The 24,841-nt window shown below is 38.0% G+C and carries 24 protein-coding genes; 7 read left to right on the forward strand and 17 right to left on the reverse strand.

From position 1 onward, the window contains the following. Positions 1 to 6: 6 nt before the first annotated feature. From EPR_RS06070 to EPR_RS06085, 4 genes are all read left to right on the forward strand, one after another. Entirely contained in the window at positions 7 to 201 is a 195-nt protein-coding gene (locus EPR_RS06070; RefSeq protein WP_200762359.1) for a hypothetical protein, read from the forward strand. Then, positions 182 to 964, forward strand: a complete 783-nt coding sequence (gene xth / locus EPR_RS06075) for an exodeoxyribonuclease III (protein ID WP_200762360.1) — start codon at positions 182 to 184, stop codon at positions 962 to 964. Before EPR_RS06070 ends, xth begins: the two co-directional genes overlap by 20 nt. Then, positions 961 to 2,286 (forward strand): chloride channel protein, encoded by a 1,326-nt coding sequence (locus EPR_RS06080; RefSeq protein ID WP_200762361.1) that lies wholly within the window; start codon positions 961 to 963, stop codon positions 2,284 to 2,286. Before xth ends, EPR_RS06080 begins: the two co-directional genes overlap by 4 nt. Positions 2,287 to 2,377: 91 nt before the next feature. Further along, positions 2,378 to 3,037: a ferritin family protein gene (locus EPR_RS06085; RefSeq protein WP_200762362.1), complete on the forward strand. Its 660-nt coding sequence runs from the start codon at positions 2,378 to 2,380 to the stop codon at positions 3,035 to 3,037. 48 nt (positions 3,038 to 3,085) lie between these two features. Here EPR_RS06085 and EPR_RS06090 read toward each other — a convergent pair whose 3' ends face one another. The 11 genes from EPR_RS06090 to EPR_RS06140 form a co-directional block, all read right to left on the reverse strand. Further along, complete coding sequence (locus EPR_RS06090; protein ID WP_200764185.1) at positions 3,086 to 6,154, reverse strand: efflux RND transporter permease subunit; 3,069 nt, start codon at positions 6,152 to 6,154, stop codon at positions 3,086 to 3,088. Then, on the reverse strand, positions 6,147 to 7,229 hold the full coding sequence (locus EPR_RS06095) for an efflux RND transporter periplasmic adaptor subunit (RefSeq protein WP_200762363.1): 1,083 nt from the start codon (positions 7,227 to 7,229) through the stop codon (positions 6,147 to 6,149). The genes EPR_RS06090 and EPR_RS06095 overlap by 8 nt, the downstream gene beginning before the upstream one ends. Next, entirely contained in the window at positions 7,230 to 8,432 is a 1,203-nt protein-coding gene (locus tag EPR_RS06100) for a TolC family protein (RefSeq protein ID WP_200762364.1), read from the reverse strand. After that, the gene (locus EPR_RS06105) at positions 8,429 to 8,791 is read right to left on the reverse strand and encodes a hypothetical protein (protein WP_200762365.1); all 363 of its coding nucleotides are present in this window, start codon (positions 8,789 to 8,791) and stop codon (positions 8,429 to 8,431) included. Before EPR_RS06105 ends, EPR_RS06100 begins: the two co-directional genes overlap by 4 nt. Before the next feature lie 76 nt (positions 8,792 to 8,867). Further along, the gene (locus tag EPR_RS06110; protein ID WP_200762366.1) at positions 8,868 to 9,167 is read right to left on the reverse strand and encodes a hypothetical protein; all 300 of its coding nucleotides are present in this window, start codon (positions 9,165 to 9,167) and stop codon (positions 8,868 to 8,870) included. Between the two features lie 96 nt (positions 9,168 to 9,263). After that, on the reverse strand, positions 9,264 to 10,061 hold the full coding sequence (locus EPR_RS06115) for a class I SAM-dependent methyltransferase (protein ID WP_200762367.1): 798 nt from the start codon (positions 10,059 to 10,061) through the stop codon (positions 9,264 to 9,266). Between the two features lie 3 nt (positions 10,062 to 10,064). Continuing rightward, complete coding sequence (locus EPR_RS06120; protein WP_200762368.1) at positions 10,065 to 13,172, reverse strand: efflux RND transporter permease subunit; 3,108 nt, start codon at positions 13,170 to 13,172, stop codon at positions 10,065 to 10,067. After that, a complete protein-coding gene (locus EPR_RS06125) occupies positions 13,169 to 14,377 on the reverse strand; it encodes an efflux RND transporter periplasmic adaptor subunit (protein ID WP_200762369.1) in 1,209 nt (402 codons plus the stop codon). Before EPR_RS06125 ends, EPR_RS06120 begins: the two co-directional genes overlap by 4 nt. Next, on the reverse strand, positions 14,374 to 15,735 hold the full coding sequence (locus EPR_RS06130; RefSeq protein ID WP_200762370.1) for a TolC family protein: 1,362 nt from the start codon (positions 15,733 to 15,735) through the stop codon (positions 14,374 to 14,376). The genes EPR_RS06125 and EPR_RS06130 overlap by 4 nt, the downstream gene beginning before the upstream one ends. Continuing rightward, a complete protein-coding gene (locus tag EPR_RS06135; protein ID WP_200762371.1) occupies positions 15,728 to 16,351 on the reverse strand; it encodes a TetR/AcrR family transcriptional regulator in 624 nt (207 codons plus the stop codon). Before EPR_RS06135 ends, EPR_RS06130 begins: the two co-directional genes overlap by 8 nt. A gap of 88 nt (positions 16,352 to 16,439) precedes the next feature. Next, complete coding sequence (locus EPR_RS06140) at positions 16,440 to 16,988, reverse strand: pyridoxamine 5'-phosphate oxidase family protein (protein WP_200762372.1); 549 nt, start codon at positions 16,986 to 16,988, stop codon at positions 16,440 to 16,442. A gap of 80 nt (positions 16,989 to 17,068) precedes the next feature. On the opposite strand from EPR_RS06140, the gene EPR_RS06145 reads away from it, so the two are divergent. Together EPR_RS06145 and EPR_RS06150 are read left to right on the forward strand one after the other, a co-directional pair. Then, positions 17,069 to 17,506 carry a DUF4395 domain-containing protein gene (locus tag EPR_RS06145; protein WP_200762373.1) on the forward strand — a complete coding sequence of 146 codons (438 nt, stop codon included), beginning with the start codon at positions 17,069 to 17,071 and terminating at the stop codon, positions 17,504 to 17,506. A 270-nt stretch (positions 17,507 to 17,776) separates the two neighbouring features. Beyond that, entirely contained in the window at positions 17,777 to 17,956 is a 180-nt protein-coding gene (locus tag EPR_RS06150; RefSeq protein WP_200762374.1) for a hypothetical protein, read from the forward strand. Between the two features lie 53 nt (positions 17,957 to 18,009). On the opposite strand, the gene EPR_RS06155 is transcribed toward EPR_RS06150, so the two are convergent. Continuing rightward, on the reverse strand, positions 18,010 to 18,519 hold the full coding sequence (locus EPR_RS06155) for an antibiotic biosynthesis monooxygenase family protein (RefSeq protein WP_200762375.1): 510 nt from the start codon (positions 18,517 to 18,519) through the stop codon (positions 18,010 to 18,012). A gap of 63 nt (positions 18,520 to 18,582) precedes the next feature. Between EPR_RS06155 and EPR_RS06160 the strand changes: the two genes are divergently transcribed. Next, complete coding sequence (locus EPR_RS06160; protein WP_200762376.1) at positions 18,583 to 19,872, forward strand: NCS2 family permease; 1,290 nt, start codon at positions 18,583 to 18,585, stop codon at positions 19,870 to 19,872. 52 nt (positions 19,873 to 19,924) lie between these two features. On the opposite strand, the gene EPR_RS06165 is transcribed toward EPR_RS06160, so the two are convergent. The 5 genes from EPR_RS06165 to ilvC are packed head-to-tail and all read right to left on the reverse strand — an operon-like array spanning position 19,925 to position 24,703. Beyond that, on the reverse strand, positions 19,925 to 20,479 hold the full coding sequence (locus EPR_RS06165) for a YigZ family protein (protein ID WP_200762377.1): 555 nt from the start codon (positions 20,477 to 20,479) through the stop codon (positions 19,925 to 19,927). Beyond that, entirely contained in the window at positions 20,476 to 21,252 is a 777-nt protein-coding gene (locus tag EPR_RS06170) for a DNA-processing protein DprA (protein ID WP_234697094.1), read from the reverse strand. The genes EPR_RS06165 and EPR_RS06170 overlap by 4 nt, the downstream gene beginning before the upstream one ends. A 50-nt stretch (positions 21,253 to 21,302) precedes the next feature. Then, positions 21,303 to 22,640: an SLC13 family permease gene (locus EPR_RS06175; RefSeq protein WP_200762378.1), complete on the reverse strand. Its 1,338-nt coding sequence runs from the start codon at positions 22,638 to 22,640 to the stop codon at positions 21,303 to 21,305. A 9-nt stretch (positions 22,641 to 22,649) separates the two neighbouring features. Beyond that, complete coding sequence (locus EPR_RS06180) at positions 22,650 to 23,642, reverse strand: divergent polysaccharide deacetylase family protein (protein ID WP_200762379.1); 993 nt, start codon at positions 23,640 to 23,642, stop codon at positions 22,650 to 22,652. A gap of 38 nt (positions 23,643 to 23,680) precedes the next feature. Beyond that, complete coding sequence (ilvC, locus tag EPR_RS06185) at positions 23,681 to 24,703, reverse strand: ketol-acid reductoisomerase (protein WP_200762380.1); 1,023 nt, start codon at positions 24,701 to 24,703, stop codon at positions 23,681 to 23,683. Positions 24,704 to 24,841 lie beyond the last annotated feature (138 nt).

Consider the following 24,841-nt stretch of genomic DNA (forward strand, 5'->3'; position numbering starts at 1 on the left):
TCTAAAATGAGTCTGGATACCGTTTCAAGAATCTCAGTTATTGCTGCTGTAATAATACTCGTTTTCGGAGGACTCTATCTGGAGTTTAAAAAACCCAAAAAGAAAAAAGAGGAGTTCACTGCTGACGATGCAGAATTCAACAGAGTTATTATAGAATCTTTGAAAAATAATGAGAATAAAAATGAAAATAGCCACATTTAACGTCAACTCAATAAAAGCGAGAAAAGAGCTTATCATCAGATGGCTTAACGAAAAAGTATCGATTGATGTTCTTTGCTTTCAGGAACTTAAATGCACAGATGAAAACTTTCCGTACGAAGATTTTGAAAATCTAGGATACAAATGCGAAGTATTCGGTCAAAAAGCCTACAACGGTGTAGCAATATGCTCAAAATTCCCTTTTGAAGAGGTACAAAAAGGTTTTGGCGATGAAAAGATGGACAGAGAAAAAAGATTTATAAGAGCCAAAATAAACGGTATCAATATATTAAATATATATGCTCCCCACGGTGAAATCGAAGGAGTAAAACACGAATACAAACTAAGATTTTTCGAATATCTGGGAAACTATATAAAAAATAACTTTTCACTGGAAAAAGATATGGTCTGCGTTGCAGGCGATATGAATGTGGCAAGAGATGATATTGACGTTTGGGAACCGGAACTTTTAAGAGGTACCATCGGATTTATGGATGATGAGAGAGAAGCTTTTGAGAAATTTTTATCCATCGGTCTTGTAGATCTGTATAGAAAATTTCATCCCAACTCTCACGGTTTTACCTGGTGGGATTACCGAAATGCAGCAGTTTGGAGAGATGAAGGGATGAGAATAGACTATATACTTGCATCTCCTCCGTTATCGAAACTTTGCAAAAAAATCGAAGTGGATATGTGGACAAGAAGAAGGCGAAGCCCTACGCCCAGCGACCATGCACCGGTAATTGTGCATTTTGAAACAGAATGAAAAAAGAGTGGTTAAAACTTAAAAACAAATTTTTTGACAAAGCAATAGAAAATTCCCGTATTTTCTACAAAACATCTTCAGATATAGTCAAATGGAGTTTCTTATCTGTTTTTATAGGTCTTTTGGTTGGTTTTGGTGTAGGCTCAGCTCTGATACTACTAGAACTTGCAATAGACTTTGCAAATATAAACAATCCTTTTAACTTCAATCTTTATATACTCCTGCCATTTATAATGGGACTCTCATCACTGATAATCCACAAAACTTTTAAAGAGGCAGCGGGAGACGGAACAGAAGAGATGGTTCGTTCAGCTGTATATAACGATAAAAAGCTCAATATTTTCTCTTTTTTTATAAAACAATTGGCTACTTATTTAACTATAACTTTTGGCGGTTCTGCCGGTAAAGAGGCTCCGGCAGCACAGATGGGAGCATTTTTTTCGCTCATTGTGGCAAAAATTATGCATGTAGGACATGCAGAAAGAATTGTTATCATAATTGCAGGAGTAAGTGCAGGTTTTGCTGTCGTTTTCGGTGCTCCGATAGCAGCAGGTTTTTTTGCACTTGAAGCGCTTTTTGCCGGCAAAATACTATACAGAGTGCTTGTACCCTCTTTTGTATCAAGTTTCGTTGCATATTGGAGTATGCATATTCTGAATGTGGAATATATCTATCATCCGATTTTTATAGGTCTTGTACCTGATCTTTGGGAACTGTTAAATCTTATAAAAGCAGTTTTAGCAGGTCTTTTTTTCGGTATCGTATCATATGTTGTAATTGCCGCAATGAATTTAACTAACATTTTTGCGAAAAAAAATATAGCAAATCCATTTTTTAAAGGAGTAATTGGCGGGATTATTTTAATTTTCATGATACTTCTTTTTGGAGAAAAATATCTGGGTCTTGGACTTGAAAGTATAAATGCCGCTTTTTCGGCTTCAAGTACTTTTCATTGGTACGATCCTCTTTTGAAAACTCTATTTACATCTATTACACTGGGATTTGGCGGCAGCGGAGGATTTGTAACTCCCATCTTTTTTATTGGAGCGACTGCCGGAAATTTTTTCGCCCATTTTACTGATGCAAATATACCTCTTTATGCTGCTTTGGGTTTTGTTTCCATACTCGCCGGTTCCACAAACTCTCCTATTGCAGCCATAATACTTGCGGCAGAACTTTTCGGAATAGAAGCGGCACATTTTGCTGCGGTTACAGCAACTATATCTTATCTGACATCAAGTAAAAAATCAGTATTCGCACCTGAAATTATTGAAACCATAGAGGTTAAATTTAAAAAACATATCGAAAGCAAAGGAAAATAATTTTCTTATAAGAATTATTATGTAATAATCATTTGATAAAATCTGATAAGCATAAATTTTGCTAAATCAGAAATACTTTTAAAGGAACAGTATGAGACAATATGAAACTTACAGATGCAACAAATGCGGCAATGAAGTGGAAGTACAAAAGGTAGGCGGCGGTACATTGGTATGTTGTGGAGAGGAAATGGAATGCATTACCGAAAATCTTACAGCGGTAAATTTAATGAAAGCGTTTGCGGGTGAATCACAGGCTAGAAACAAATATGAGTTTTTTGCAGAAGTTGCTAGGAATGAAGGTCTTCACAAAATTGCAAGATTTTTCCAAGAAGCTGCTGATAACGAAAAATATCACGCAATGGCTGAATTTAAAGCTTACAATAAACTTGTGCACGATATTGAACTCGATACAACAAGAAAAAATCTTCAATACGCTGCAGACGGTGAAAGATATGAACATGAAGAGATGTATCCAAATTTTGCATCTATTGCAAAAGATGAGAATTTCAAAGATATAGCAAGGCTTTTTACGGCAATCGGTAAAGTTGAAGTGGAGCATGAAGCGGAATATCTTGCCCTAAAAGCCGCACTTGAAGCAGAAGGATTTTTTGAAAGTGATGACGAAGAAGAGTGGGTCTGCGAAGTTTGCGGCCATGTCCACAGAGGCAAAAAAGCTCCAAACAAATGCCCTTTATGTAAAGCAGACAAAGAGTACTTCAAAAAAAGATGCAAAGATGTAACAGCGGGATAGATTACAAAACGGTCCGTCCACAGCATCTTGCTGTGGCGGATCAAAGAGTTATCTATTTAAACCTTTCACAAATCTCATATAAAGAATAGGTAAGATAAGAAGTGTCAACGTAGTAGAACTTCCAAGACCATTTATAACAACTATCGCCAAAGGCCTTTGTATCTCAGAACCAGGACCTGTTGAAAACAGAAGCGGCAAAAGTCCAAAAGCTGCTATGAGTGCTGTCATTAAAACAGGTCTTAGCCTTCTCATTGCTCCGGTTATGACAGCCTCTTTAATCTCCATTCCGTTCAAAACAAGCTGGTTGAAATAGTTTACCATTACAACACCGTTAAGTATCGCTATACCCAAAAGCGCTATAAATCCGACTGATGCAGGTACCGATAGATATTCCCCACTAAAGTAGAGCCCTGCAACTCCTCCCACAAGCGCCAGAGGAATGTTTACAAGCACTAAAAGTGCCTGTGTTATGGATTTGAATGACATAAACAGCAAAATAAATATCATAAAAACGGATATAGGAACTATCAGCATCAATCTTTTTGCCGCTCTTTGCTGATTTTCAAACTCTCCGCCATACTCTATATAGTATCCGGCCGGAAGTTTTATCTCATTTTCCACAGCTTTTTTGATATCATCAACAAATCCAACAAGATCTCTGCCTTCCACATTACTTTGAACCACCGTCTTTCTAAGACCGTTTTCATGCTCTATCTGCACCGGTCCGCTGGTCTGCCTGAACTCTACCAGTTGGGACAAAGGAATGGTGTTGCCGTTTGGTAATGTATAGTTCAGTTTTTTAAGTGCAGAAATTGAACGCTGAACGGAGTTTTCTCCTTTTATAACAAGATCTATCCTTCTCATACCCTCCTGAATTATACCTATTTTTATACCGTCAACAAGAGTTTTCAGATATGCTGCAATTTCTGTTTCTGTTATATTATACAAGCCAAGCATTTTTTGATTAAATGTAAGCTCAAGATATTCTACACCTTCGTTTGCCTTTTTGTAAATATCCGTACTTCCAGGTATCTTTTCAAGGAGAGTTTTGATCTTTTTTCCTATCTCTTCAAGTTTGTCTTGATCACTGCCGTAAATATTTATGGCAACATCTCCTCTGACTCCGGTAAGCATCTCCGATACTCTCATCTCAATAGGCTGAGTAAAGCTATACTCAATTCCCGGAAACTCTTCAAGAACTTTTCTAAGCTCATGAATCAACCACTCTTTATCCTGTTTTCTCCACTCCTCTTTCGGCTTCAGAACCAAAAAAGTATCAGTATCATTGAGCCCCATAGGGTCAAGACCCAGTTCATCACTTCCGGTTCTTGCTACTATGGATACAACTTCAGGAACTCTTTGGAGTATCTTTTGCTGGATTTTCAGATCCATCTCCTTGCTCTCATCAAGACTTACCGAAGGAATTTTTTCGATTCCTATGATTATACTTCCCTCATCCATGGTAGGCATAAATGTCTTTCCGACATTTGCTGCCATATAAACCGCTCCTGCCATCAACATAACGGCAGATACAAAAACAATCCACTGATGCCTGATAGCACCTGTCAAAACAGGTCTGTAGAGTTTCAAAAGCACTCTCATCACAAAAGACTCTTTATCCGGTCTGATTTTTAATATCAGATAACTTATGACCGGTATCAGGGTCAAAGCCAGTACAAGCGAACTGAAAAGTGCAAATACAATACTTAATGCAACAGGTTTGAAAAGTTTTCCTTCAAGACCTTCAAGTGTCAAAAGAGGCATAAAGACTATGATGATTATCAAAACCCCCGTTACTATGGAAGGAGCTACCTCTTTTGCCGCAACCAGAATAATTTCCAGTTTCGGTCTGTTCATACGTTTCGGATTTCCAAGTTCCGCAGTTATATGCTCCACCATTACCACTGCCGAATCGACCAGCATACCTACAGCTATGGCAAGGCCGCCGAGACTCATAAGGTTTGCACTGAGTCCGAACATCTTCATAGCGATAAAGCTCATCAACAGAGCAAAAGGCAAAATCAGTGCAACCGATACCGCAGAAGCGATATTGCCAAGCATCAGAAGAAGAATTACCACGATAAGTATGACTGCCTCAATAAGTGCTTTTTTAACAGTATGTGTAGCGATATCGACAAGTTCGGAACGATCATACAGTATCTTTATGGAAGTGCCTTCAGGAAGCACTTTTTCTATCTTTTTAAGCTCTTTTTTTACATTCTCCAGAACCTTGGCCGCATTGGCGCCTTTCAAAGACAAAACTATCCCCTCTACAGCTTCGCCTTTACCGTCTTTTGTTACAAAACCTGCTCTGGTCAGATGTCCTATGCTCACATCAGCTATATCGCCTACCGTCACAACCTTTCCATCTATATTGATAACAGGCCTGCTTTTAATATCGTCAATATCTTTAATCCGTCCTACGCTTCTGACATACAGACTCTCTGGGCCTACCGTCACTCTTCCCGCGCCATCATTTATATTGTTTTCATCCAGAGCACGGTATAGAGTATCCATACTTATACCATACGCTTCAAGCTGTTTGAGTTTTGGCGTAACCTGATATGTTTTGACAAATCCACCAAGAGAGTTGACTTCTGCTACTCCGCTTATACTTCTTATTTTTGGAGCTATAACCCAGTCAAGAATAGATCTTTTCTCCATCAAAGAGAGCTTATCAGACTCTATTGTAAACATCAGGATGTCACTAAGCGGCGTACTTATAGGAGCAAGTCCCCCTTCGATATTTTTGGGCAGCTCATCTTTTATGGCATTCAGTCTTTCACTGACCTGCTGTCTTGCCCAGTATATATCGGTTCCCTCTTCAAAATCGATAGTTATATCGCAAAGACCGTACTTTGAAATAGAACGCAAAATTCTCTCTTTAGGGATGCCCAGCATCTCAAGCTCTATAGGAGTAGTTATCCTTGATTCCACTTCCCCGGGCGTCATACCGCTCGATTTTATAATTATTTTCACCTGTGTAGGTGAAATATCCGGAAAAGCGTCGATAGGCAGCTCTTTATACGACTTTATCCCAAACCCTAAAACTACCAGCGCCAGAAGAAGGATGAAGAGTCGCTGCGAAAGGGAAAATTTTATAAGAGCGTCAACCATCATTTCCCTCCATCATACCTTTCAATACTGCAGCCCCTTCCACAACTATTTCGTCAACCGCTTTTATTTCTTCACTTGGTGCAAAGAAAAAGTTCTCTTTTGTTTCTGCTAAAATATTTATCCTGACCGGTTTAAATAGATTGCCATCTTTTTTAAACACAAGATAACCTTCGGGTATCCTGACTACGGATATTTTAGATATTTTCAAACTCTTTTTTGCAACTTCAAGCTTTACGGACAACTTTAAATCAAGTGGCCAAGATATGTTGGAGGGGAGTGCGAGTCTTACTCTTTGTGACTGGTTTGAAAGATTGAGTATCTGTGCTTTTTGCAAAACTCGCGTCTCAATTACACTTTCTTTCGTTTTCACAGATAACTTATCGCCTACTTTCAACAATTTTGCAACCTTGACCGGCAAATCGATATCCATTACTTTCTCTTTTGTTGATACGAGAGTTAAAAGAGGTTTAGTAGATTCCAATGTGGTTCCGGTATTTACAAATATTTTATCAACAACACCGCTTATGGGAGCTTTTATATCTACTGTTTTTTTAATCACACCCTTTTTGATGATATCATCTATCTCATCTTTCTCCGCACCGAAAAGCTCCAGGAGACTCTTTTTGCTTTTCAGATCATTCAAAACCGCTTCCTTATCGGCTTTCAATGCAATACAAACTTTTTGAGGCACAATTCCCTCTTCACATAAAACAGATTTTATTTTGTACTGAGCTTCTCTTTTTGCCAGCTCAATTGATAAAGAGAGCAGATCTTTTTGAGCCTCTATCCATTCGCTGCCTGTTACTTCGGCCAATACCTCGCCTTTTTTGACACTTTCGTATTTGTAGGTTTTTAGATTTACAACCAGAGCCGAGAACGGAAGCGATACAGTATATAACATAGAAGGAGGAGCTTTTACCACTCCCAGATACTCACCTATCGGAATATATCCGCTAAGATTCGGTTTTTCGGTTTTTATATGCCAGTTTAACATCTCCTCTTTTGTCATTTTGATTGCTTCATTTGCTGATAAAATAAAAAAAGATACGCATACCAGTAATATTTTTTTTATCATTTATATATCCTCCCTAAATCCAATAGTCTTATATAATTCAAAAAGTGTCTCAAAATATCTCTTTTTAAAATTGAGAGTCTCTATCTGAAGATTGATCAGCTCTCTTTTGGATATCAAAAGTTCTAGTAAAGAGCTCTCTCCTGCAAGATAACTCTTGAGAGTCAAGCTTGTCAGCTCTCTTGCTCCATCTTCAAGTTTTTTAGTAGTTTTGTAGTTATTCACTACATTTTTCAATCTTGTCAAAAGCTGCATAGCGGCAGCCTTTTTTGAAGCAACAAGATTTTCGAGCTCTGTACGTTTCAGACTGATAGACTCCATAATAGCTTTTTTCTCCAGTTGTCGTTTTGAACTGCTGAAGTTCAAAGGAATTCCTACTCCCACCAGATATCTTTTTGTACCAAGCTCGTCACTGTACTCCATAGAGACATCAAATCTCTCTATAGTACTTTCATATCCTCTGAGTCTGGCCTGCAGTTTTTTGATATATGCCTTATATGACAAAATATCTGGAGAGTTTTCAACTATTTTTTCAGGCTCATAATTTATATCTTCTATTTTAATACTCCCCTCTTCACAAAGAATTTCATCAAACTCAATTTCAGTAGAAGATAGAAGTTTTTTAAGATTCAAAAAGGACTCAGTCATATCGTTTTTAGCAGACTGAACTTCTACAAAAGCTTTTCTCTTTTCCATTTCAAGAGCCAAAATATCTTTTTTAGAGACTTCCCCAAGCTTATACGCCTTTTGCATCTTTTTGTAAAACCCTTCCAGTTCAAAAAGATTTTCAGTTCTTAATTTATATATTTTTCTGTTCAGGCATGTCTGCTTATATAAATTTTTTATTGAATATTTGAGTTTTAAAAAATCAAATTTAAGATTTAAAATCCTCGCTTCAACACCCGATAACGCACTATTTTTTAATGATTTTTTAACATTTGGCACCAAGAACTGCTGATTTAATTCAAAATAGTACTCTTTTCCGCTTATACCGCTATTTTCTTCGGCATATGCAGATGAGGCTCTAAATTCAGCAGGATCACGTACAATAGACAGTTTGGTCTTGGTTTGTAAAAGTTTGATCTCTTTTTGTATGGCAACAGCAGCCGGATGTGTTTTTTCAAATTTTTCCATTATCTCTTTAAGTCCCGCAACTTTCGCAAAAGCTAGCGAAAAAAGAAATGATAAAATCATAATAATTCTCATTTTTTTCCCCTTTGTCCCAATATTTTCAGTTCTCCGGCATCTACAAAAATCACTTTATTCTCCGCTATTACCTTGTAGACTACACTGCATCTGATTGTTGATAGTTTTATCTTTTTTATCTGCAAATTTGGCATTTTCTTTTTTATAAAATTTTCAACCTCATTTTTCGTAACAATTGCTAGCTCCTTAGCCCTCTTCTTTTTTTCCATTGAGTTTTTGAAACTGGAGTGAAGTTGACCTCCCGAATGCGAATAGCTGTACTTCATACACTCTTGCGGTGAAAACTGCACAGAGGAAGGCAATATAACAGCATAAACACTTATCGCAGATGCTATAAATATTAAATATATTCTGTTCATATAAAATACTCCGAAAAAATTAAAAAGTATGTAAGTGCGATGAAAGCACAGTAACGATTAAAAGACTGAAAGAAGATTATGCTGCTGGAGGATGATAAATATTTGAATAAAATTCAAACTTGTAATTTTCGCTGAATGAGAAGATAATCTCTTTTTCCATATCTGAAAGAGAGATATTACAATTTTCCAAAATAAAAGCTATTTGGTGAATATCAGCATGTATCTGACACGAAACATCCAGATTCTGTTTTTTTGGTTCAATTTGGCAAACTACACAGTCCTGACAAGAATCAATCATGTCAAAAACGAAATCATGAACAATAAAAAAAGAGAAACAAACAATCAGAAGAGACAAAACTCTTTTTTTTATATCCATTCATTCTCCATGTTTTTGCCGGTCTGACAAACGATTTAGGGTATTGTATTTTAGAAATTATTATAACTTAATGAAAATAGTTATTAATTCACATACTTAAAACTGTTTCTTTGAGTTTTTAAAAGCCTCTATTTCAAGTCTTTTCATATTCACTGATATATCTGAACCATCTTTTTGCGGATATTTTTTCAAAAAAAGTTCTACAAAATCTTCAAGAAACTTTTCTCTGTTTTTACCGGACTTCTCTACAAAAGACCTGAATGCGGTAGAGATCCAGCCTTTGAACATCTCTTTGCTGCCAAAATTTATCTTTTTTTCCATATACCCTACTCTTTTGGGAAACAAAGCATTTCTTTTCAAAATCTCTTCAAACTCCACTGCAGATGCATAGTTATAAGGCGATACGAAATCGGCAAACTGCTCTTTGTATCCTGTTTGAATCACTTCTTGCATAGTTTCAAATATCTCTTTTGCATTTCCCTTAGCACCCATCGTTATATAGAGTCTGCCATTTTCTTTCATTACCTCGGATATATTTTTTACAGCTGTAAAATGATCATCTATCCAATGAAAAACTGCATTGGAATATACCGCATCAAATTTTAACTTAGTTTGGATATTTTTTACATCCATCTGCCTAAATTCAAGATTTTTTTCACTGTAGAAAAGTTTTTTTGCACTTTCCACAGCCTCTTTGTCTATATCTATCCCCAAAACGGAACCTGTTGGAGTCTTCAAAGCTATAAGATATGTTATCTTTCCGTTGCCCGAACCTATATCGAGCACATTTTCATCCCCTTTAAGCCTGAGCCTTTTTGATATCTCTTCTGCAAGTATCTGCTGGGATTTTGAATATAGTCTCTCTTTCTTGGACACAGACTTGAAAAATGCCAAATTTTATCCTTTGAGTTTTTTTATATCTTCAACTATAAGATATAGCGAAGGAACAAGAAGAAGCGTTATAAACGTAGCGAAAAGTATACCGAACCCCAATGAGAGAGCCATCGGTATCAGCACTTTTGCCTGCCTTGAAGTTTCAAATATCATAGGCATAAGCCCGCCAAATGTTGTTATAGTTGTAAGCAAAACGGGTCTAAAACGCTGCAAAGCTGCCTCTTTTGCAACTCTGAACATACTAACATTAAATTTTTCTTTGTAGTCGTTTGCAAACTTCACCATTATCAAAGAGTCGTTTACTACTATTCCGCAAAGGGCGACTATGCCAAAAAGGCTTATTACACTGAGACTGTATCCCATTACCAGATGCCCTAAAATTGCACCTATTATCCCAAAAGGAATACTTGCCATTACGATAAGCGGCTGAAGATAGCTTCTAAAAGGAATAGCCAAAAGAGTATATATGGCAAATATGGAAAGAATGAAAGTGGTCTTCAGTGTACTGAGACTTTCCCTCATTTCAGACTGATTACCTTCAAAACTGTATGTCAAGCCGTGATATCTGTTTGTCAATTCTTTAAGTTTGCCCTCTTTCAGATCGTTTAGTATCTCAAGAGCTTTGCTTCTTGGTTTCACATTGGCTTCTACCGTTATGACTCTTCTTCCGTTCTGTCTGACAATTTCAGTATATGCGTGTCCCCACTCAGGAATGATCAGGTCTTTTAGTGCAACCTCTTTTCCGTCTTTCGTATAAAGCATCATATTGTCAAAATAGTATTCATATCTCCTCTCATCAAGAGGCATTTTTGACATAATTTTTACCTCATTTGGCCCTATCAGGATTCTTCTGGCTTCAGCGCCGTATAGTCTGTTTCTGATCTCGCGGGCTATCTGATTTGCATCAAATCCGAGAGCATATGCCAAAGGTGTTAGTCTGAAATTTATTTGCTCTTTGCCCGGCGCAAACCCATCTGAAATATCAAAGACTCTGGGGTATTTCTCCAGTTCGCGTGCCAAAGAGCGACTGGCAATTTTTAGTACCTCCATATCGGGATGACTGAGCTCAATAGTCAGCGACGGGCCGTGTCCCGGACCTCCGGCATCAGAAAAAAACTGTAAAACATCCACACCGGCAATCTCGCCTGTGAGTTTTCTCCATTTTTTGACAAATCCTGCAGTAGAGAGGATCTCCTCTCTTATATCAGGCGGTGCAAGATATACTCTCACTTCTGCAAGATGACTTCCGCTTCTGCCGACCCTTGCATAGATTCCTTTCAGATAGATATCTTTTTTTCCTGTCTCTTCGGCCACTTTTTGGGCACTCTTTATCAATCTTTCAACAACCTCTTTTGTCTTTTCGGCAGGTGTTCCAAAAGGCATCTTTACAATTGCCTTGGCATAATCCGACTCGGTTCGCGGAAATATCTGCATACCCATTCTACCGCTAAATGCGTAAGAGAGTGTAACTCCCAAAATAGATATGGCAATGATTAGAGTAATATACCTGTTTCTTAATATCAATGACAAAAACGGACCAAATTTGAATCTCACCCATGCCCTGAATGTTTTGCTGAATTTTTGCTGGTTATTGTGTATCCAGAGAAGAAGTCTGTTTTTGACACTGTTTTTCACCCCCGCAAGGTGTGCCGGCAATATAAAAAGAGCTTCAAACCAAGAAATTAAAAATACTGTTATGACAACTACCGGTATAACTTGAAAAATTTTGCCCGTCACCCCGGGGATAAAATAGATAGGTAAAAACGCTACAATATTGGTCAGAATACTGAAAGAGACCGGTACCGCCATCTCGCGTGCGCCCTTTATTGCAGCGGCAAGAGGAGAATAGCCTTTTTCTCTGTAATGATAAACATTTTCTCCCACAACTATCGCATCATCAACTACTATACCAAGAGCTATTATAAAGGCAAAAAGCGATACCATACTGATAGATACATCCAGATAAGGGAAAAACAGAAATGCGCCTAGAAAAGATATAGGTATACCCATCATTACCCAAAAAGCGAGTCTTATTTCAAGGAAAATAGACAAAGCCAGAAGTACCAGTACCAGCCCTATCGCACTGTTTTTCAAAATAAGATCCACCCTGTCTTTGAAGACGGAGGCCTCGTCCGTCAATATCTTCACATCAACCGTCTCAGGAAGTGTCTGCCTGAAACTCTCTACTTTTTCTTTAACGCTCTCAGAGATTTTTATGGGAGATATATCCTGGGAATTTCTTATCTCTATCCTTATTGCAGGTTTTCCGTCAAACAGAGCAAAATAGTCCTCATCCTCAAAAGCTTCTTTTATTACCGCTATCTCTTTTAAAAAAACAGAGTTGCCCTCTTTTGTTGTAATGATAGGAATATTTTCAAACTCTATGGGCTTTTCTCTTCTCTGTTTTAATCTTACTATTATCTCTCCACGCTGAGTCTTTATACTTCCAGCGGGCAGATCAAGCGAATTATCCCTAATTTTTTTGGCGATGAATCCCTGGGTAAGAGAGTATTTTCTAAGATGCTCTTCATCTATCTCTATACTTATCTGTAAAGGCGATACACCGTATATATCCACCTTGGAGATAACGGAATCGTGCAAGAGAATTTCTTTGAGTCTTTGAGCTATTTTATAAAGAGTCAGTCTGTCGGCATCCCCGTAAACCGCAAGTGACATTGTCCTTTTTTCATAGCTTCTTTGGCTGATTTTCGGCTTTTCGGCATCAACCGGAAAAGTTCTTATTCTGTTTATCGCATTTTCTATATCATTTTGCAGTTTTTGAAGCTCATATCCTTTTCTGGCTTCTACGTTTACAGACGCCCTCCCCTCAAAAGCGACACTTCGATATCTTTTTATACCGTCTACGGAACTAAGCGCCTCTTCAATAGGAAGGATTATCCCTTTTTCTATCTCTTCGGGACCTGCTCCCGGATAGGAGACGCTTATTCTTACCTCATCTCTTTCAAAATCGGGGAAAACCTCCTGTCTTAAATGCCCCATCATCAAAAGACCGCCGATAATAGCAATCATCATAACAAGATTTACTGCAACCGGACGGCTCGCCATCCAGGCAATGGGACCTTTAAACAGATCTTTATCGGTTTTTCTCATCTATGCTCTCTTTTTTTTGCCGAAAAAGCTTTAAAGTTTCGCAGTCTCATTCCTTCCACCGGTGTCTCTATATTGCTTGTTATTACCATCTCGCCGTCGTTTAAATCTTTCGCTTTTATATAGGCAAACTTTTTGTCTTTCCATAAAACTTCAGTTTTCCTGATATCAAGCAGTTTTTCTTTTGTATATACCCATATCGTATCAGACGCTCTTAGGGCAACTCTCGGAATCTTTGCACACTCTTTGATTGTTTTGCCTTCTATTTCCACTTCGACAAACGAGTTCAAAAGAAGTTTCGCTCCTTCTGTTTCGATTCCTAGAGGGTCTTTTGCCTCAAGCAGAATATTTGCCATTTTACTACCATTATCTACCTCTTTTTTCAATGAGATTACTTTGACCGAAACACTCTTTGCAGTTTTCGGCCAGAAACTGTGTCTTACCGATGCGACTGATCCTTTTTTACTGTTATAGCCGGGGATATCTATATATTTGAGCTTCTCCGGGCTCAAAGTCACATCTATCCAAAACCGATCGGCTCTTGCAAGAAGAAGAAGTCTTTTTGAACTGTTCACTACCTCTCCTTTGGCAACGTCTACACTTAAAATCACACAATCAAAGGGGGCTTTTATGGTGCATCTTTCTATATCGAGCAATGCCTTCTTATAAGCTGCTTTTGCCGCTGCCAGTTTTTCTTCTGCGGCTTTGATATGCGGTATCCGATAGATAAAACTCTTCTCTCTTTCGCTTACCTCTTCTGCGAAAAGCTCAAACTCTTTTTTTGCACTCTTCTGTCTGTTCAGCTCCACTTCCAACTCATACTCTGCCTTCGCAATATCGGCTTTTTTCTGTGCTGCAGCAAGAATAAAATCTGCAGTATCAAGCTCAATCAATACTTCGCCTTTTTTAAACATCTCACCGGGTATCAGACGTGAATTCAGCTTTGTTATCTGGGAACTGACTCTTGAAGTAAGTTCAAGGCTTCTGTATGGTATAACTTTTCCATACATCTCAAGTCTGACATTACAATCCGATATTTTGGGTTTGATAGTTTCCACAAGAAGAGCTCTTTTCTCGATTTTATGCACTCTTTTTCTGGCTTTTGGTTTGTTTGTAATCCAGTAGTAGGATATATACAAAGACAAACCGGCAACGGCCAGTACAATAACGACTTTTAAAATTAAATGAAACCTGTTTTTCTCTCTCATTTTTTATCCTTGTCCTCTTCCCATCCGGTTGATAGTGCTCTGTAAAGACCTATATAATAGAGTGCAAGCTCATAACTGGCTTTAAGCTCTTTTTCCTCTAGATTTTTAAAACTCATAAGAGCACTTAGATATCTTCTATATTCCTGCTGCCCAGTAATATATCTGCTGCGATAAAACTCTATATTTTTTTGTGCAATCTCTTTTTGTTTTTTCAAAATTTTTATATATTGTTTCTGTGACTCTATCTTTTCCAAAAGATCCGTAACTTCTTTTGCAGCATCAAGAAGTGCTTGTTTGTACCTAAAAAGAAGCTCTTCGGTCTTGGCACGGGCAGCTTTTACATCAGCTTTTCTTTCTCCCGCATCGAAAATCGGCGACACTGCAGATGCCGCTATGGAGGCAAACCAGTTGTCAAAAACATTATTCAGCCCGGAAGAGGAGCTGCTTATGTTTGAACTCAAAGCGAGTCTGGGATATTGTGCCGATATGGCTGCCGCGTATCTTTCATCCTGAGCCTGCAGTTTGTAATAAAGAGATTTTATATCAGGTCTTTGCATAAGTTTTGACATTTCAATTTTCGGTGTTTTTACGGAGAGAACATCCGGAAAAGCAGACTCATTAAAGATAAGCTTTTCATCCGGCTTTTTTGAGAGCATAACATTCAGAGCAGTGGCAAATATCTTTTTTTCATTTTTGGAGAAAACTATATCTTTGTCTATCTCTTTGATCGTACTCTTTTGCTGTAAAATATCCGACACATCAGCCTGTGCAGATACAAATCGCTTCTTCAGAGTCTCAAGCTCTTTTCGGGCAATATCTCTTTTTTCGGCAAGCAGTCTGAGTCTGCTGCTTTGATAAAGATATCCGTACCAGTTTTTTGCTATTTCGCTTGTAAAAGTTACATTTGCAGCCTTAAAATCTTCTTTGCTTGCTTTATACTCAAATCCTGCCGCTTTGGAAAGCGAATCTATTTTACCCCACAAATCAACTTCATATTTTGCCGCCGCACCCAGAGAAAAACTGTTTTCGCTATCAGAATATCCGCTTTCGTTTACAAAACTTCTAGAAACACCGATCGTTGCATCTATAGCCGGAAAAAGAGGTGACCTGCTCTTCTTCAATTGAGCTTCGGCCTGTAAGATTTTTTTTCTTATCGATTTCAAACTGAAGTTTTCGGCAAGAGCCTCTTCTAAAAGCCGGTTTAGGTTCTCGTCTTCGAATACTTTCCACCACTTTTTGGTCTCTGCATTTGTCATATTTTTTTGGATTTCGGCAATTTCACCCGGCAAAGGCTCTTTTTTTGCATAACATCCGGCAAACAGAAGAAGTATCGCCAAAAAAGAGAGATATTTAGCCATTTTTCACCGCTTCTATACCTGCAAGCGAAAATTTTAAAACATGATCTATATATCTTTGAATCTCTTCTTCGGTTATTCCTTCAAATTTAATACTCTTTTCGCTCATCAGGCTCTTTACTTTCTGCAGATGAAAACATTGCCCTACTACGCTCATATGGCAAAACTTCACATTCTCTTTTGTTGCTTTTTCTCCAAGAAGTTCGGCTATTATCTCCATCATAGCTTTACGTTCAGGCTGTATCTCTTTTATAAGAATCTCTCTTAAAAGTCCCGTAGGATTTGCGCTCTCCTTATTCATAATCGCAAAATCTAGAGCTTCTGGGTCAAAAATATGGCGTATCAAAGAGGCGATTTTAAACCTCAGTTTCTCTTTGGCAGTTGCGTTTTGGGGGAGTTTTTTTTCCTCAGAGTAGAGTTTCAGGCTCTTTTGAAAAGCATATCTCCAGGACTCTTTGTAGAGATTCTCTTTGGAACCGAAATGATAGTTAACAGAAGCTATATTGACTCCGGCCTCTTTGCATATCATGGCTATGGTAGTCTCTTTGAAGCCATATTTTGCAAAGAGTCTGGAGGAGACTTCAAGAATTTTCTGTTTAGTATCCTTTTTTTTCTTCATCACTCGCCCGGGTTTTGTTTATTTGCACCCATTATACAGACACTAACCTTTAATTTCAAATGATTGTTTGAAACACTTTTTTAAAAAATTATATTTCAGTGACATTTCCAAGATTTTTCAGGTTTGGAGGAGTTTTATGCTCTTCGATATATTTCTCGAGCTCACCCGTGTCTCTTTTTTTTACCGCCCAGTTTTCAAGCTCACTCCTTCTGCCTATATATTTCATCAGAGGCACTCCGAAACCGCAGCTTGTCTCTACCGCATATATATGGAACTTTATAAGTCTTCTTGTGAGGCTCTCATCTGCATCGAAGTGTTTTAAAAGTTCACTAAACTGGGCATCTTTTTTCTCTATAAGCTCACCTTTGCAGAATGCTCTTAGAATCTTGGGCTTTCCTTCAAAAGAGCAGAACATAAGCGTAATTTCACCGTCATTTTCTATATCTCTTGCAGTTCTGTTACCGCTTCCGGGGTAGTCGAGATACAAAAGAGTGTTGCTGTCCAGAACCTTTATACTCTCATATCCCTTCGGAGAGAGATTTACCTCTTCTAAGCTGCAGCTTGCCAAAAAAAATATCTTCTGTGCATTTATAAAATCCACATCTTTCTGTTTTAGACTTCCATACTGTTTTCCCATCATAGCTCCTTTATGATTTTGGTCATTGAAAAAAATATTTGAATTGTATATTATTGCAAAAAAACTTTACAGGAGTCTGTATGGCCAAATGTTGTCCTATTTCGCAAAGAAGAACCGATTCTTATCTAGAACGCATCGAAGCTTTCATAACAGCTGCGATTGTAACCATATTTGTTATGACCTGCTCTTTTGTAATGCCTCTGCTTTTGGCAATCGATTTTCTTCTGAAACTGGCCACACAAAACAGATACGGAATTTTCAGACCTCTGTCAAAAAAATGCAAAGAGGTCCTTAAGTTGCCGCAAAAATCCGTTGACGACGCTCCTAAAAAATTTGCAAGAGTTTTAGGTATGATAATGTCTTTCAATCTTGTAGTTTTATATATATTCAATCTGCATATACCCGCAGTAATATTGTCATGTATATTCATAACATTTGCTCTGCTTGAAGCTTTCTTCGACTACTGTATAGGCTGCAAAATATATACTGCACTAAAAAAAGCTTCAACTAAACCTTAAACCGAAAAAAATTTTTTCTGCATATTTAAAATAGGACTATTTTTGTCCTATTTATTTTCTGTATTCCCCAGTTTTTCGTCCTTTTTATACTTGTTGAAAAAAAATTATCATTTGACTGTCTTTGATAAGATTTATAATATTTTTTTATAAAAAGTAGCAACAAAGCTCCCTAAATTAAAGGATTTCCTTTAAATAAGACAAATTATGTCCTATTTAATATATAGTTGCTATAATTCTTTCGTAACAAAAAAAAATCTCAAGGAGAACAAAATGAGAAAGACACTACTTGCATTTGCAGCATTGGCAACAGCACTATTCGCAAGCGATGCGAATCTTAACCCTTACTGGTTCGAAGATGGCGAAAAAGAGACGCTAAACAGCACTGAGGTCTACTCTGAGTACAACCCTCAAACTGACATCAACGTTTACGCTTTCCAAGAAGAGAAGTAATATTGCTCTGCGGCCTTCCCGGCTCCTGAAGGCCGCAGTAGCTCAAAACCTTCCTATTCAAAACTTTTCTCACTTTCCACTTTTGCAATTCTGATTTTATATCTTTTATACCATTTTTGCTGACCTTGCTTTTGAGCAAGTCTGTGTTCGCTATTCTCTCTCCATCTGCGTATTGACTCCAAATCTTTCCAGTAAGAGACTGTTATCCCAATATCGCTTCTTGCAGATTCAATTCCCAAAAATCCTTCCTGCTCGGATGCCAAAGCTGTCATTTTTTTCGCCATCTCTTGAAAACCTTCAATATCCTCGCCTGTTTGAGAAGTAAATATCACTGCATAATAAGGCGGTTTTGGAGTTGACGCAAGTTTGGCACTCTCTTTTGTCTCGGCGGCCTGGTTGCCTCTCTCTTTTTGCGCATCTTCTTCTTCAAGTATATATACTGTTTTTCTGCCGTTTTCCTCGACCTCTTCGTAAGCCAGTTCGCCCTTCATAGTCATTTTCAGCACCTGATATCGACTGAGTCTATGCTTTGCGGCATACTTTCCAAGAGGTATCTTTTTCATATTTTCTCCTGCAAGTGTGGTCTGTTTGGGTTATAATTATAAACAAAAGATACAGGATTTCAAATGTGGCTTGAATCTATGTTTAAACTTCAGCAAAAAGGTACAGATTTTTCCACAGAAATCAGAGCCGGTTTTACGACATTTTTAACAATGATGTATATTGTACCTGTCAACGCTTCCATTATGAGTCTGACTGGAATGCCGTTTGATGCGCTGATTACGGCAACTGCGGCAGTTACTATTATTGCCACCATATTAAACGGTATATGGTCCAACACTCCGGTTGCCATGAGTGTTGGCATGGGACTTAATGCCTATTTTACTTTCGGACTCGTAAAAGGAATGGGTATCGGCTGGCAGACAGCTCTTGGAATAGTAATGATTTCTGGACTGATATTTCTGATTTTGTCTTTGACCAAATTTAGAGTTTGGGTTTTAGAAAAAGTTCCCGTTGATCTAAGAAGAGCCATAAGTGCCGGTATTGGACTTTTTATAGCTTTCATAGGTATGCAGGGAATGAAATTGATTGTAAACGATGAGGCAGTTTTGGTCGCTCTTGGCGATATTAAAGATCCAAACGTTTTATTGGGAGTATTTGGATTTGTTTTAGCTGCACTGCTTTATGCATACAGGATAAAAGGTGCTTTTATTTTGGCAATTTTGGCAACTTCTGTGATAGGATGGATTTTCGGGCTTGCAAAACTTCCAGAAAGCATCGTATCGATGCCTGCAAGTATGGCTCCTATCGCTTTTAAACTTGATATTTTGGGGGCTCTGAAACTCTCTTTTATACCTGTGATTATTACGTTTTTAATAACCGACATGTTTGATACTATAGGAACTCTTGCCGGAATTGGAACGAGAGCAGGACTTTTTAAAGACAACAGCTTGGAACTTCAAAAAACTCTTGAAGCCGATGCCTTGGCTACCGTAACCGGTGCAGCACTCGGCACATCTACCACAACGGCATTTATAGAGTCTGCCGCAGGAGTGGAGGATGGCGGAAGAACGGGACTTACGGCTGTTGTAACAGGAGTTCTGTTTATATCCACGCTCTTTTTCCTGCCTCTATATAAAGCGATTCCGGAAAATGCGATTTATGCGATACTGATAATGGTCGGGGTATTGATGTTTGGTGAATTGAAAAACATAAACTATTCTGACACTACAATATCAGTAAGTGCTTTTGTAACGGTAGTTTTAATGCCTCTAACCTATTCGATAACGATAGGACTCAGTGCCGGATTTGTAATCTATCTGTTATTGGCTCTTTTAAAAAAGGAGTTTGACAAAATAAATGCAGGTACAATTATCCTTGCTGTTATCGGTCTTTTAGCTTTTATTTTCCATTGACGCATTCGTAAAGGAGTGTTGAACAGGGAAAACTTCCTAAAAATGGTTTATCTTATATAATTTTTCTGATTATATCTATTTTTTCTTTATCCTCTCGGATAATATATTCGATTCCCTCTGCGTAAAATTTTCTATCATAAACAAAAATATAATTTTTCTCTATGGTATATTCTACCTCTCTTGTTTTACTATACTCTACAAAGAATTTAAACTCTTCAACCTCTTTGTATTCTATCAGATCAGCTTTTGAAATTACCAGATTGGCACTGTCGCTGTAAGCTTTTACAAGTCCTCCTGCACCAAGTAAAACACCTCCGAAATATCTTACCGTTATTATCCCCACATTAACAAGTCCGTTTCCCTGCAATACCTTTAGAGTCGGTCTGCCGCTTGTACCTCTGGGTTCTTTGTCATCACTTGAACCTTCCACAATCTGATTACACTCGTTAAAATATCTGAAAGCAGTTACAAAATGATTGGCTTTGGGATGACACTTTCTTAAATCTTGCAAAGTTTCTTCAAACTCATTAAAAGGGACCAAAAAAGAGTGGAATCTGGACCTTTTTACTTCCAAAACAGAGACAGACAAAGAGCGTACGGTTTTCATGCAAAAATAAGAAACACCTTTCCATGTTTTATTTCGATATCACCTTCAAGTTCAGCTTCAAAAACCCTTTCACCGAACTTCTGCAAAGCTTCTTCGAAAGTGGGATTTTTTCTGCAAAACTCCAAAAATTCATCATTTTTGCTATCTTCGCACATATTTCCAAACATGTCGGCAAACTCCTCTATATCGTATATCGGCTCTGCTAGACTCTCTTTTAAAAGTCTATTAGTACCTTTACTATTATCTATTTTATGAGGAAGGACATATATCTTTTTGCCGGCTTTCAAAGCATACTCTGCACTTCTTATGGAGCCGCTGCCCATATCTGCCTCTGTTATAACAAGAACTTCCCCAAGAGCCACAACTATCTCGTTTCTGACGACAAAACTCCATTTTGCGGGTCTGAAACCAGGCTCAAAACGGCTGATTACAAGTCCTTTTTCTTCAATACTCTGTATAAGATTTCTATTTATCGAAGGATATTTTATATCAAGCCCGCCCGCAACCACAGCTATAGTATTTGCCGCACCTGCCCCTCTGTGTGCTGCAGCATCCACACCCATGGCCGCACCGCTTACCACTGCAACACCTCTTCTTGCAAGAGCGGAAGATAACTCAAAAGTTTTTTCTTTCGCATACAAAGTGGGCCTTCTACTGCCCACTATTGAGACTTTTCTCCTCTTCAAAAGCCTCAAATCTCCAATATAATAGAGTTTTTTGAGATTTCTGATCCTTTTGAGCTCTTCAATCGCTTCAGCCTCAATTGTATGCAATCTGTTTCCTTTTAGTGTTAGTGTGGGTGTGAGTGTTTATCGAAAAATCCCTAATTCCCAAAATACCCTCTCCAGAAAAATATCGCAACCAAAGAGACAAGCACTACACCGATAAGATTTACCAAAAATCCGATTTTCGCCATCTCTTTAACTTTTATAACACGACTTGACATAATGATGGCATTCGGCGGTGTGGCAATCGGAAGCATAAAGGCATAGCTTGCGGCTATGGTAGCCGTAAAGAGGATGATTTCCGGATTTATTTCTGATGTTTTGGAAAATTCGTAAAAAACAGGCAGAGCAATGGAAGTAAGTGCCGTATTACTCGTGATTTCGGTAGAAAAAGAGACAAAAAGTGCAATCAGTATCAGTATAACAAACATTTCAAAGTTGCCAAAATATTGAAAATATCCGGCAAGAGCCGAAGCAAGTCCGGTTTTTATAAAGGCACTGGCTATACTAAAACCAGCTCCGAAAAGAAAGACTATCTCATAAGGCATCTCTTTCGTATCTTCCCATTTAAGAAATTTAAACAGAAACATCAACAGACCAAATCCGAGTAAAAGAAGTTTTTCGTTCAGTCCGAGACCGCTGTATATAGGCTTTATGGGCGCATTTAGAAGTAATATAACTACAAGAGCAATAAGAATAAATGAAAGATTTTTCTGCTCTTTCGAAAGAGGCTTTCCTTTCTCTTTCACAGCTCCTTCAAGCTTTTCATCTCTTACGCCAAATGAGAGCAGATACGGAATGATTATCAGCATACCGATAACTACCGGAGCAGTCAGCATCATCCACTCCAGAAAAGCCGGTGCTTTCATATCTATATCTTCTAAAAATCCCATAAGTATCATATTCGGCGGTGTTCCAATCGGTGTGAAGATACCTCCGATACTCGCCCCGTATGCAGTAGCTATCAAAAATCTGACCATCAGCTTTTTATTTTCAGTCAAAAACATTGCAATGGGCATAAGCATAAGTGTTACTGTTGTATTTGACAAAAAAGAGCTCAAAACTGCAGAAGTTATAGCAAGAGAGTATATTATGCCTCTGGGTGTGTTTGGAAATACTGAAAGCAGTTTTGCAGATATTACGGCATGAAGCTTAGTTTTTTGCATTGCAAGGGCAAGAAAAAATCCTCCGATAAATAGAAAGATTATAGGTTTCGAATAATTCGGAGTTACGGTTTTTAGATCAACTATTCCCAGCACAGGAAACAGTATAAGGGGCATAAGAGAAACAGCTCCAAGAGGAAGCCCTTCATTACTCCAAAGAACGACCAGAAAAGCTACGACACCTATGAGTCGTGACTGCACAGGTTCGAAAAAGGCAGTTGAAAGAAAATAGAGCCCAGTTGCTACTATAACGGCGGTTAATATTTTTATCATTGTTTTCCGTTAATGAATTGTCAAATCTTTTACATATACTAAATCAACTTCTTTTAAAATATCTTTAGATTTTTTAAGAGCCTCTATAGTTTTTGGATGGGGATGGCCTATCGCAACGGCATAGCCTCTTTTTTTCGCAATTGCAACCGCTTTTTTCAACTGGCCTCTTATATAACCTACATCGGCCTTGTTATCAAGAAAAATGTCTCTTGAGAGGTAGGGCTCATTTGTTACTTTTTCTATATACGGAACAACGGTATCCGATGTAGTTCTGCTGTCGATGAAAACGAAATCATATTTTTTAAGAACCCTCAGAAGCCTGGCCATTGCATACTTGTCAGAAGTAAATTTGCTTCCGGTATGATTGTTTATATATTTTGCAGCAGGAAATTTCTCTCTTATCTCTTTTATTTTCCTGTCTATATCCTCCAATGATGAAGATACAAGAAGAGTCCCGTGTTCGGGCGAACTGAAATTTTTGGCTTCCAAAGGAAGATGTATCATATAAAATGGCAAACCTTTCGCCAAATCTGGTGTATTGGGATGTATACTGCTTGGCGGGAAAAAAGAGAGGTTTACAGGGATATTCAAAGATCTGAGCGATTTTACCTGATATGAAAATGCAACATCATCTATTATTATGGCAAGTTTTGGCTTTCCTTTTACGACAACATCTTTTTTTATCTTTTTAATATCAACCTTTTCCTCTTCTTTTACATTTTGCATATAGTCGCTGACTTCAGACTTATACTCTTTTATATGCTCCGAAATTACTTTTTTTTCTCTCTTTTTTATTTTGGCTATTTTTTTTATCGCTATTTTTGAAGCAGCCTCATAACCTTTGTCATATCCTGCCTTGTATGCGATATATCCGACAACACTGCTGAAAACAAGCAAAAGAAATATTATAAAAGATATTAAAAGTATGGGAAATTTTGAAACTTTTTTTGAAGATTTTCTTTTTCTGGAAGCTTTTGAAGTTCTAGATTTTCTTTTAGTCATAAGCAGTTCGAAAAACTGAAAGCCAAAAGGCTTTCAGATCAGTTTTTGTCCTGGTCTACTATCTTGTTGGCTGTAATCCATGGCATCATAGATCTAAGTTTTTCTCCGGTCTGTTCTATAAGAGAGTTTTTGCAAAGATTTCTCTCCGCATTCATTCTCACATAGCCGGCTTTTCTCTCAAGTATAAAGTCTTTGGCAAATTTACCGTTCTGGATCTCTTTGAGTATCTGTTTCATAGCTTTTCTGCTCTCTTCGTTTATAACTCTCGGTCCGCTTACATAATCGCCGTACTCTGCAGTATTGCTGATAGAATATCTCATGTTCGCAATTCCGCCCTCATACATCAAATCAACGATAAGTTTCAGTTCATGCAGACATTCGAAATAAGCCATTTCAGGAGCGTATCCCGCTTCTGTAAGTGTTTCAAAACCGGCCTGAACAAGCGCCGTTACACCGCCGCAAAGAACCGCCTGTTCACCAAAAAGATCGGTTTCTGTTTCATCTTTGAAAGTTGTTTCGATTATACCTGTTCTTCCGCCGCCTATCGCGCTTGCGTATGAAAGGGCAAGCTCTTTCGCTTTTCCTGTAGCATCCTGATATATTGCGATAAGATCCGGAATACCACCACCTTTTACAAACTCGCTCCTGACTGTATGTCCGGGTGCTTTAGGAGCTATCATGATAACATCTATGTCGCTTTGGGGTATGATCTGCCCGAAATGTATATTGAATCCGTGTCCGAATGCTATCGCATTTCCCGCTTCAAGATTTGGTTCGATATCGACCCTGTAAACATCCGCCTGAATTTCATCAGGAATCAGTATCATTACAACGTCAGCCCATTTTGCGGCATCTGCCACTTCCATAACTTTGAAGTTTTTCGCTTCCGCTTTTTTCCAACTTTTTCCTCCCGGATACAAACCGATAGCAACTTCAACTCCGCTGTCTCTGAGATTTTCCGCATGGGCATGCCCCTGACTCCCGAAACCTATAATCGCTACTTTTTTACTTCTGATAATGCTCAAATCGCAATCTTTGTCATAATAGACATTTAGTGCCATTTTATTCCTTTTTTGACTTGGTTTTCGCAATTCTATCCAAAATTTTGTAAAAATAGCCTAAAAAGGAACTTCTACAAAAAAGAAGGGACAATTCCCACTTTTGGTATAATAGAAACAATATTGAAAATTAAAAAAGAA

This window comes from Nitrosophilus alvini (genome assembly GCF_015100395.1).
GTDB lineage: Bacteria > Campylobacterota > Campylobacteria > Campylobacterales > Nitratiruptoraceae > Nitrosophilus > Nitrosophilus alvini.

What these genes read in the sequence shown, in the direction of transcription:
- EPR_RS06070 (WP_200762359.1), top strand. Translation starts at nt 7, where the DNA reads ATGAGTCTGGATACCGTTTCAAGAATCTCAGTTATTGCTGCTGTAATA.
- xth (WP_200762360.1), top strand. Translation starts at nt 182, where the DNA reads ATGAAAATAGCCACATTTAACGTCAACTCAATAAAAGCGAGAAAAGAG.
- EPR_RS06080 (WP_200762361.1), top strand. Translation starts at nt 961, where the DNA reads ATGAAAAAAGAGTGGTTAAAACTTAAAAACAAATTTTTTGACAAAGCA.
- EPR_RS06085 (WP_200762362.1), top strand. Translation starts at nt 2,378, where the DNA reads ATGAGACAATATGAAACTTACAGATGCAACAAATGCGGCAATGAAGTG.
- EPR_RS06090 (WP_200764185.1), bottom strand. Translation starts at nt 6,154, where the DNA reads ATGGTTGACGCTCTTATAAAATTTTCCCTTTCGCAGCGACTCTTCATC.
- EPR_RS06095 (WP_200762363.1), bottom strand. Translation starts at nt 7,229, where the DNA reads ATGATAAAAAAAATATTACTGGTATGCGTATCTTTTTTTATTTTATCA.
- EPR_RS06100 (WP_200762364.1), bottom strand. Translation starts at nt 8,432, where the DNA reads ATGAGAATTATTATGATTTTATCATTTCTTTTTTCGCTAGCTTTTGCG.
- EPR_RS06105 (WP_200762365.1), bottom strand. Translation starts at nt 8,791, where the DNA reads ATGAACAGAATATATTTAATATTTATAGCATCTGCGATAAGTGTTTAT.
- EPR_RS06110 (WP_200762366.1), bottom strand. Translation starts at nt 9,167, where the DNA reads ATGGATATAAAAAAAAGAGTTTTGTCTCTTCTGATTGTTTGTTTCTCT.
- EPR_RS06120 (WP_200762368.1), bottom strand. Translation starts at nt 13,172, where the DNA reads ATGAGAAAAACCGATAAAGATCTGTTTAAAGGTCCCATTGCCTGGATG.
- EPR_RS06125 (WP_200762369.1), bottom strand. Translation starts at nt 14,377, where the DNA reads ATGAGAGAGAAAAACAGGTTTCATTTAATTTTAAAAGTCGTTATTGTA.
- EPR_RS06130 (WP_200762370.1), bottom strand. Translation starts at nt 15,735, where the DNA reads ATGGCTAAATATCTCTCTTTTTTGGCGATACTTCTTCTGTTTGCCGGA.
- EPR_RS06135 (WP_200762371.1), bottom strand. Translation starts at nt 16,351, where the DNA reads ATGAAGAAAAAAAAGGATACTAAACAGAAAATTCTTGAAGTCTCCTCC.
- EPR_RS06140 (WP_200762372.1), bottom strand. Translation starts at nt 16,988, where the DNA reads ATGGGAAAACAGTATGGAAGTCTAAAACAGAAAGATGTGGATTTTATA.
- EPR_RS06145 (WP_200762373.1), top strand. Translation starts at nt 17,069, where the DNA reads ATGGCCAAATGTTGTCCTATTTCGCAAAGAAGAACCGATTCTTATCTA.
- EPR_RS06150 (WP_200762374.1), top strand. Translation starts at nt 17,777, where the DNA reads ATGAGAAAGACACTACTTGCATTTGCAGCATTGGCAACAGCACTATTC.
- EPR_RS06155 (WP_200762375.1), bottom strand. Translation starts at nt 18,519, where the DNA reads ATGAAAAAGATACCTCTTGGAAAGTATGCCGCAAAGCATAGACTCAGT.
- EPR_RS06160 (WP_200762376.1), top strand. Translation starts at nt 18,583, where the DNA reads ATGTGGCTTGAATCTATGTTTAAACTTCAGCAAAAAGGTACAGATTTT.
- EPR_RS06165 (WP_200762377.1), bottom strand. Translation starts at nt 20,479, where the DNA reads ATGAAAACCGTACGCTCTTTGTCTGTCTCTGTTTTGGAAGTAAAAAGG.
- EPR_RS06175 (WP_200762378.1), bottom strand. Translation starts at nt 22,640, where the DNA reads ATGATAAAAATATTAACCGCCGTTATAGTAGCAACTGGGCTCTATTTT.
- EPR_RS06180 (WP_200762379.1), bottom strand. Translation starts at nt 23,642, where the DNA reads ATGACTAAAAGAAAATCTAGAACTTCAAAAGCTTCCAGAAAAAGAAAA.
- ilvC (WP_200762380.1), bottom strand. Translation starts at nt 24,703, where the DNA reads ATGGCACTAAATGTCTATTATGACAAAGATTGCGATTTGAGCATTATC.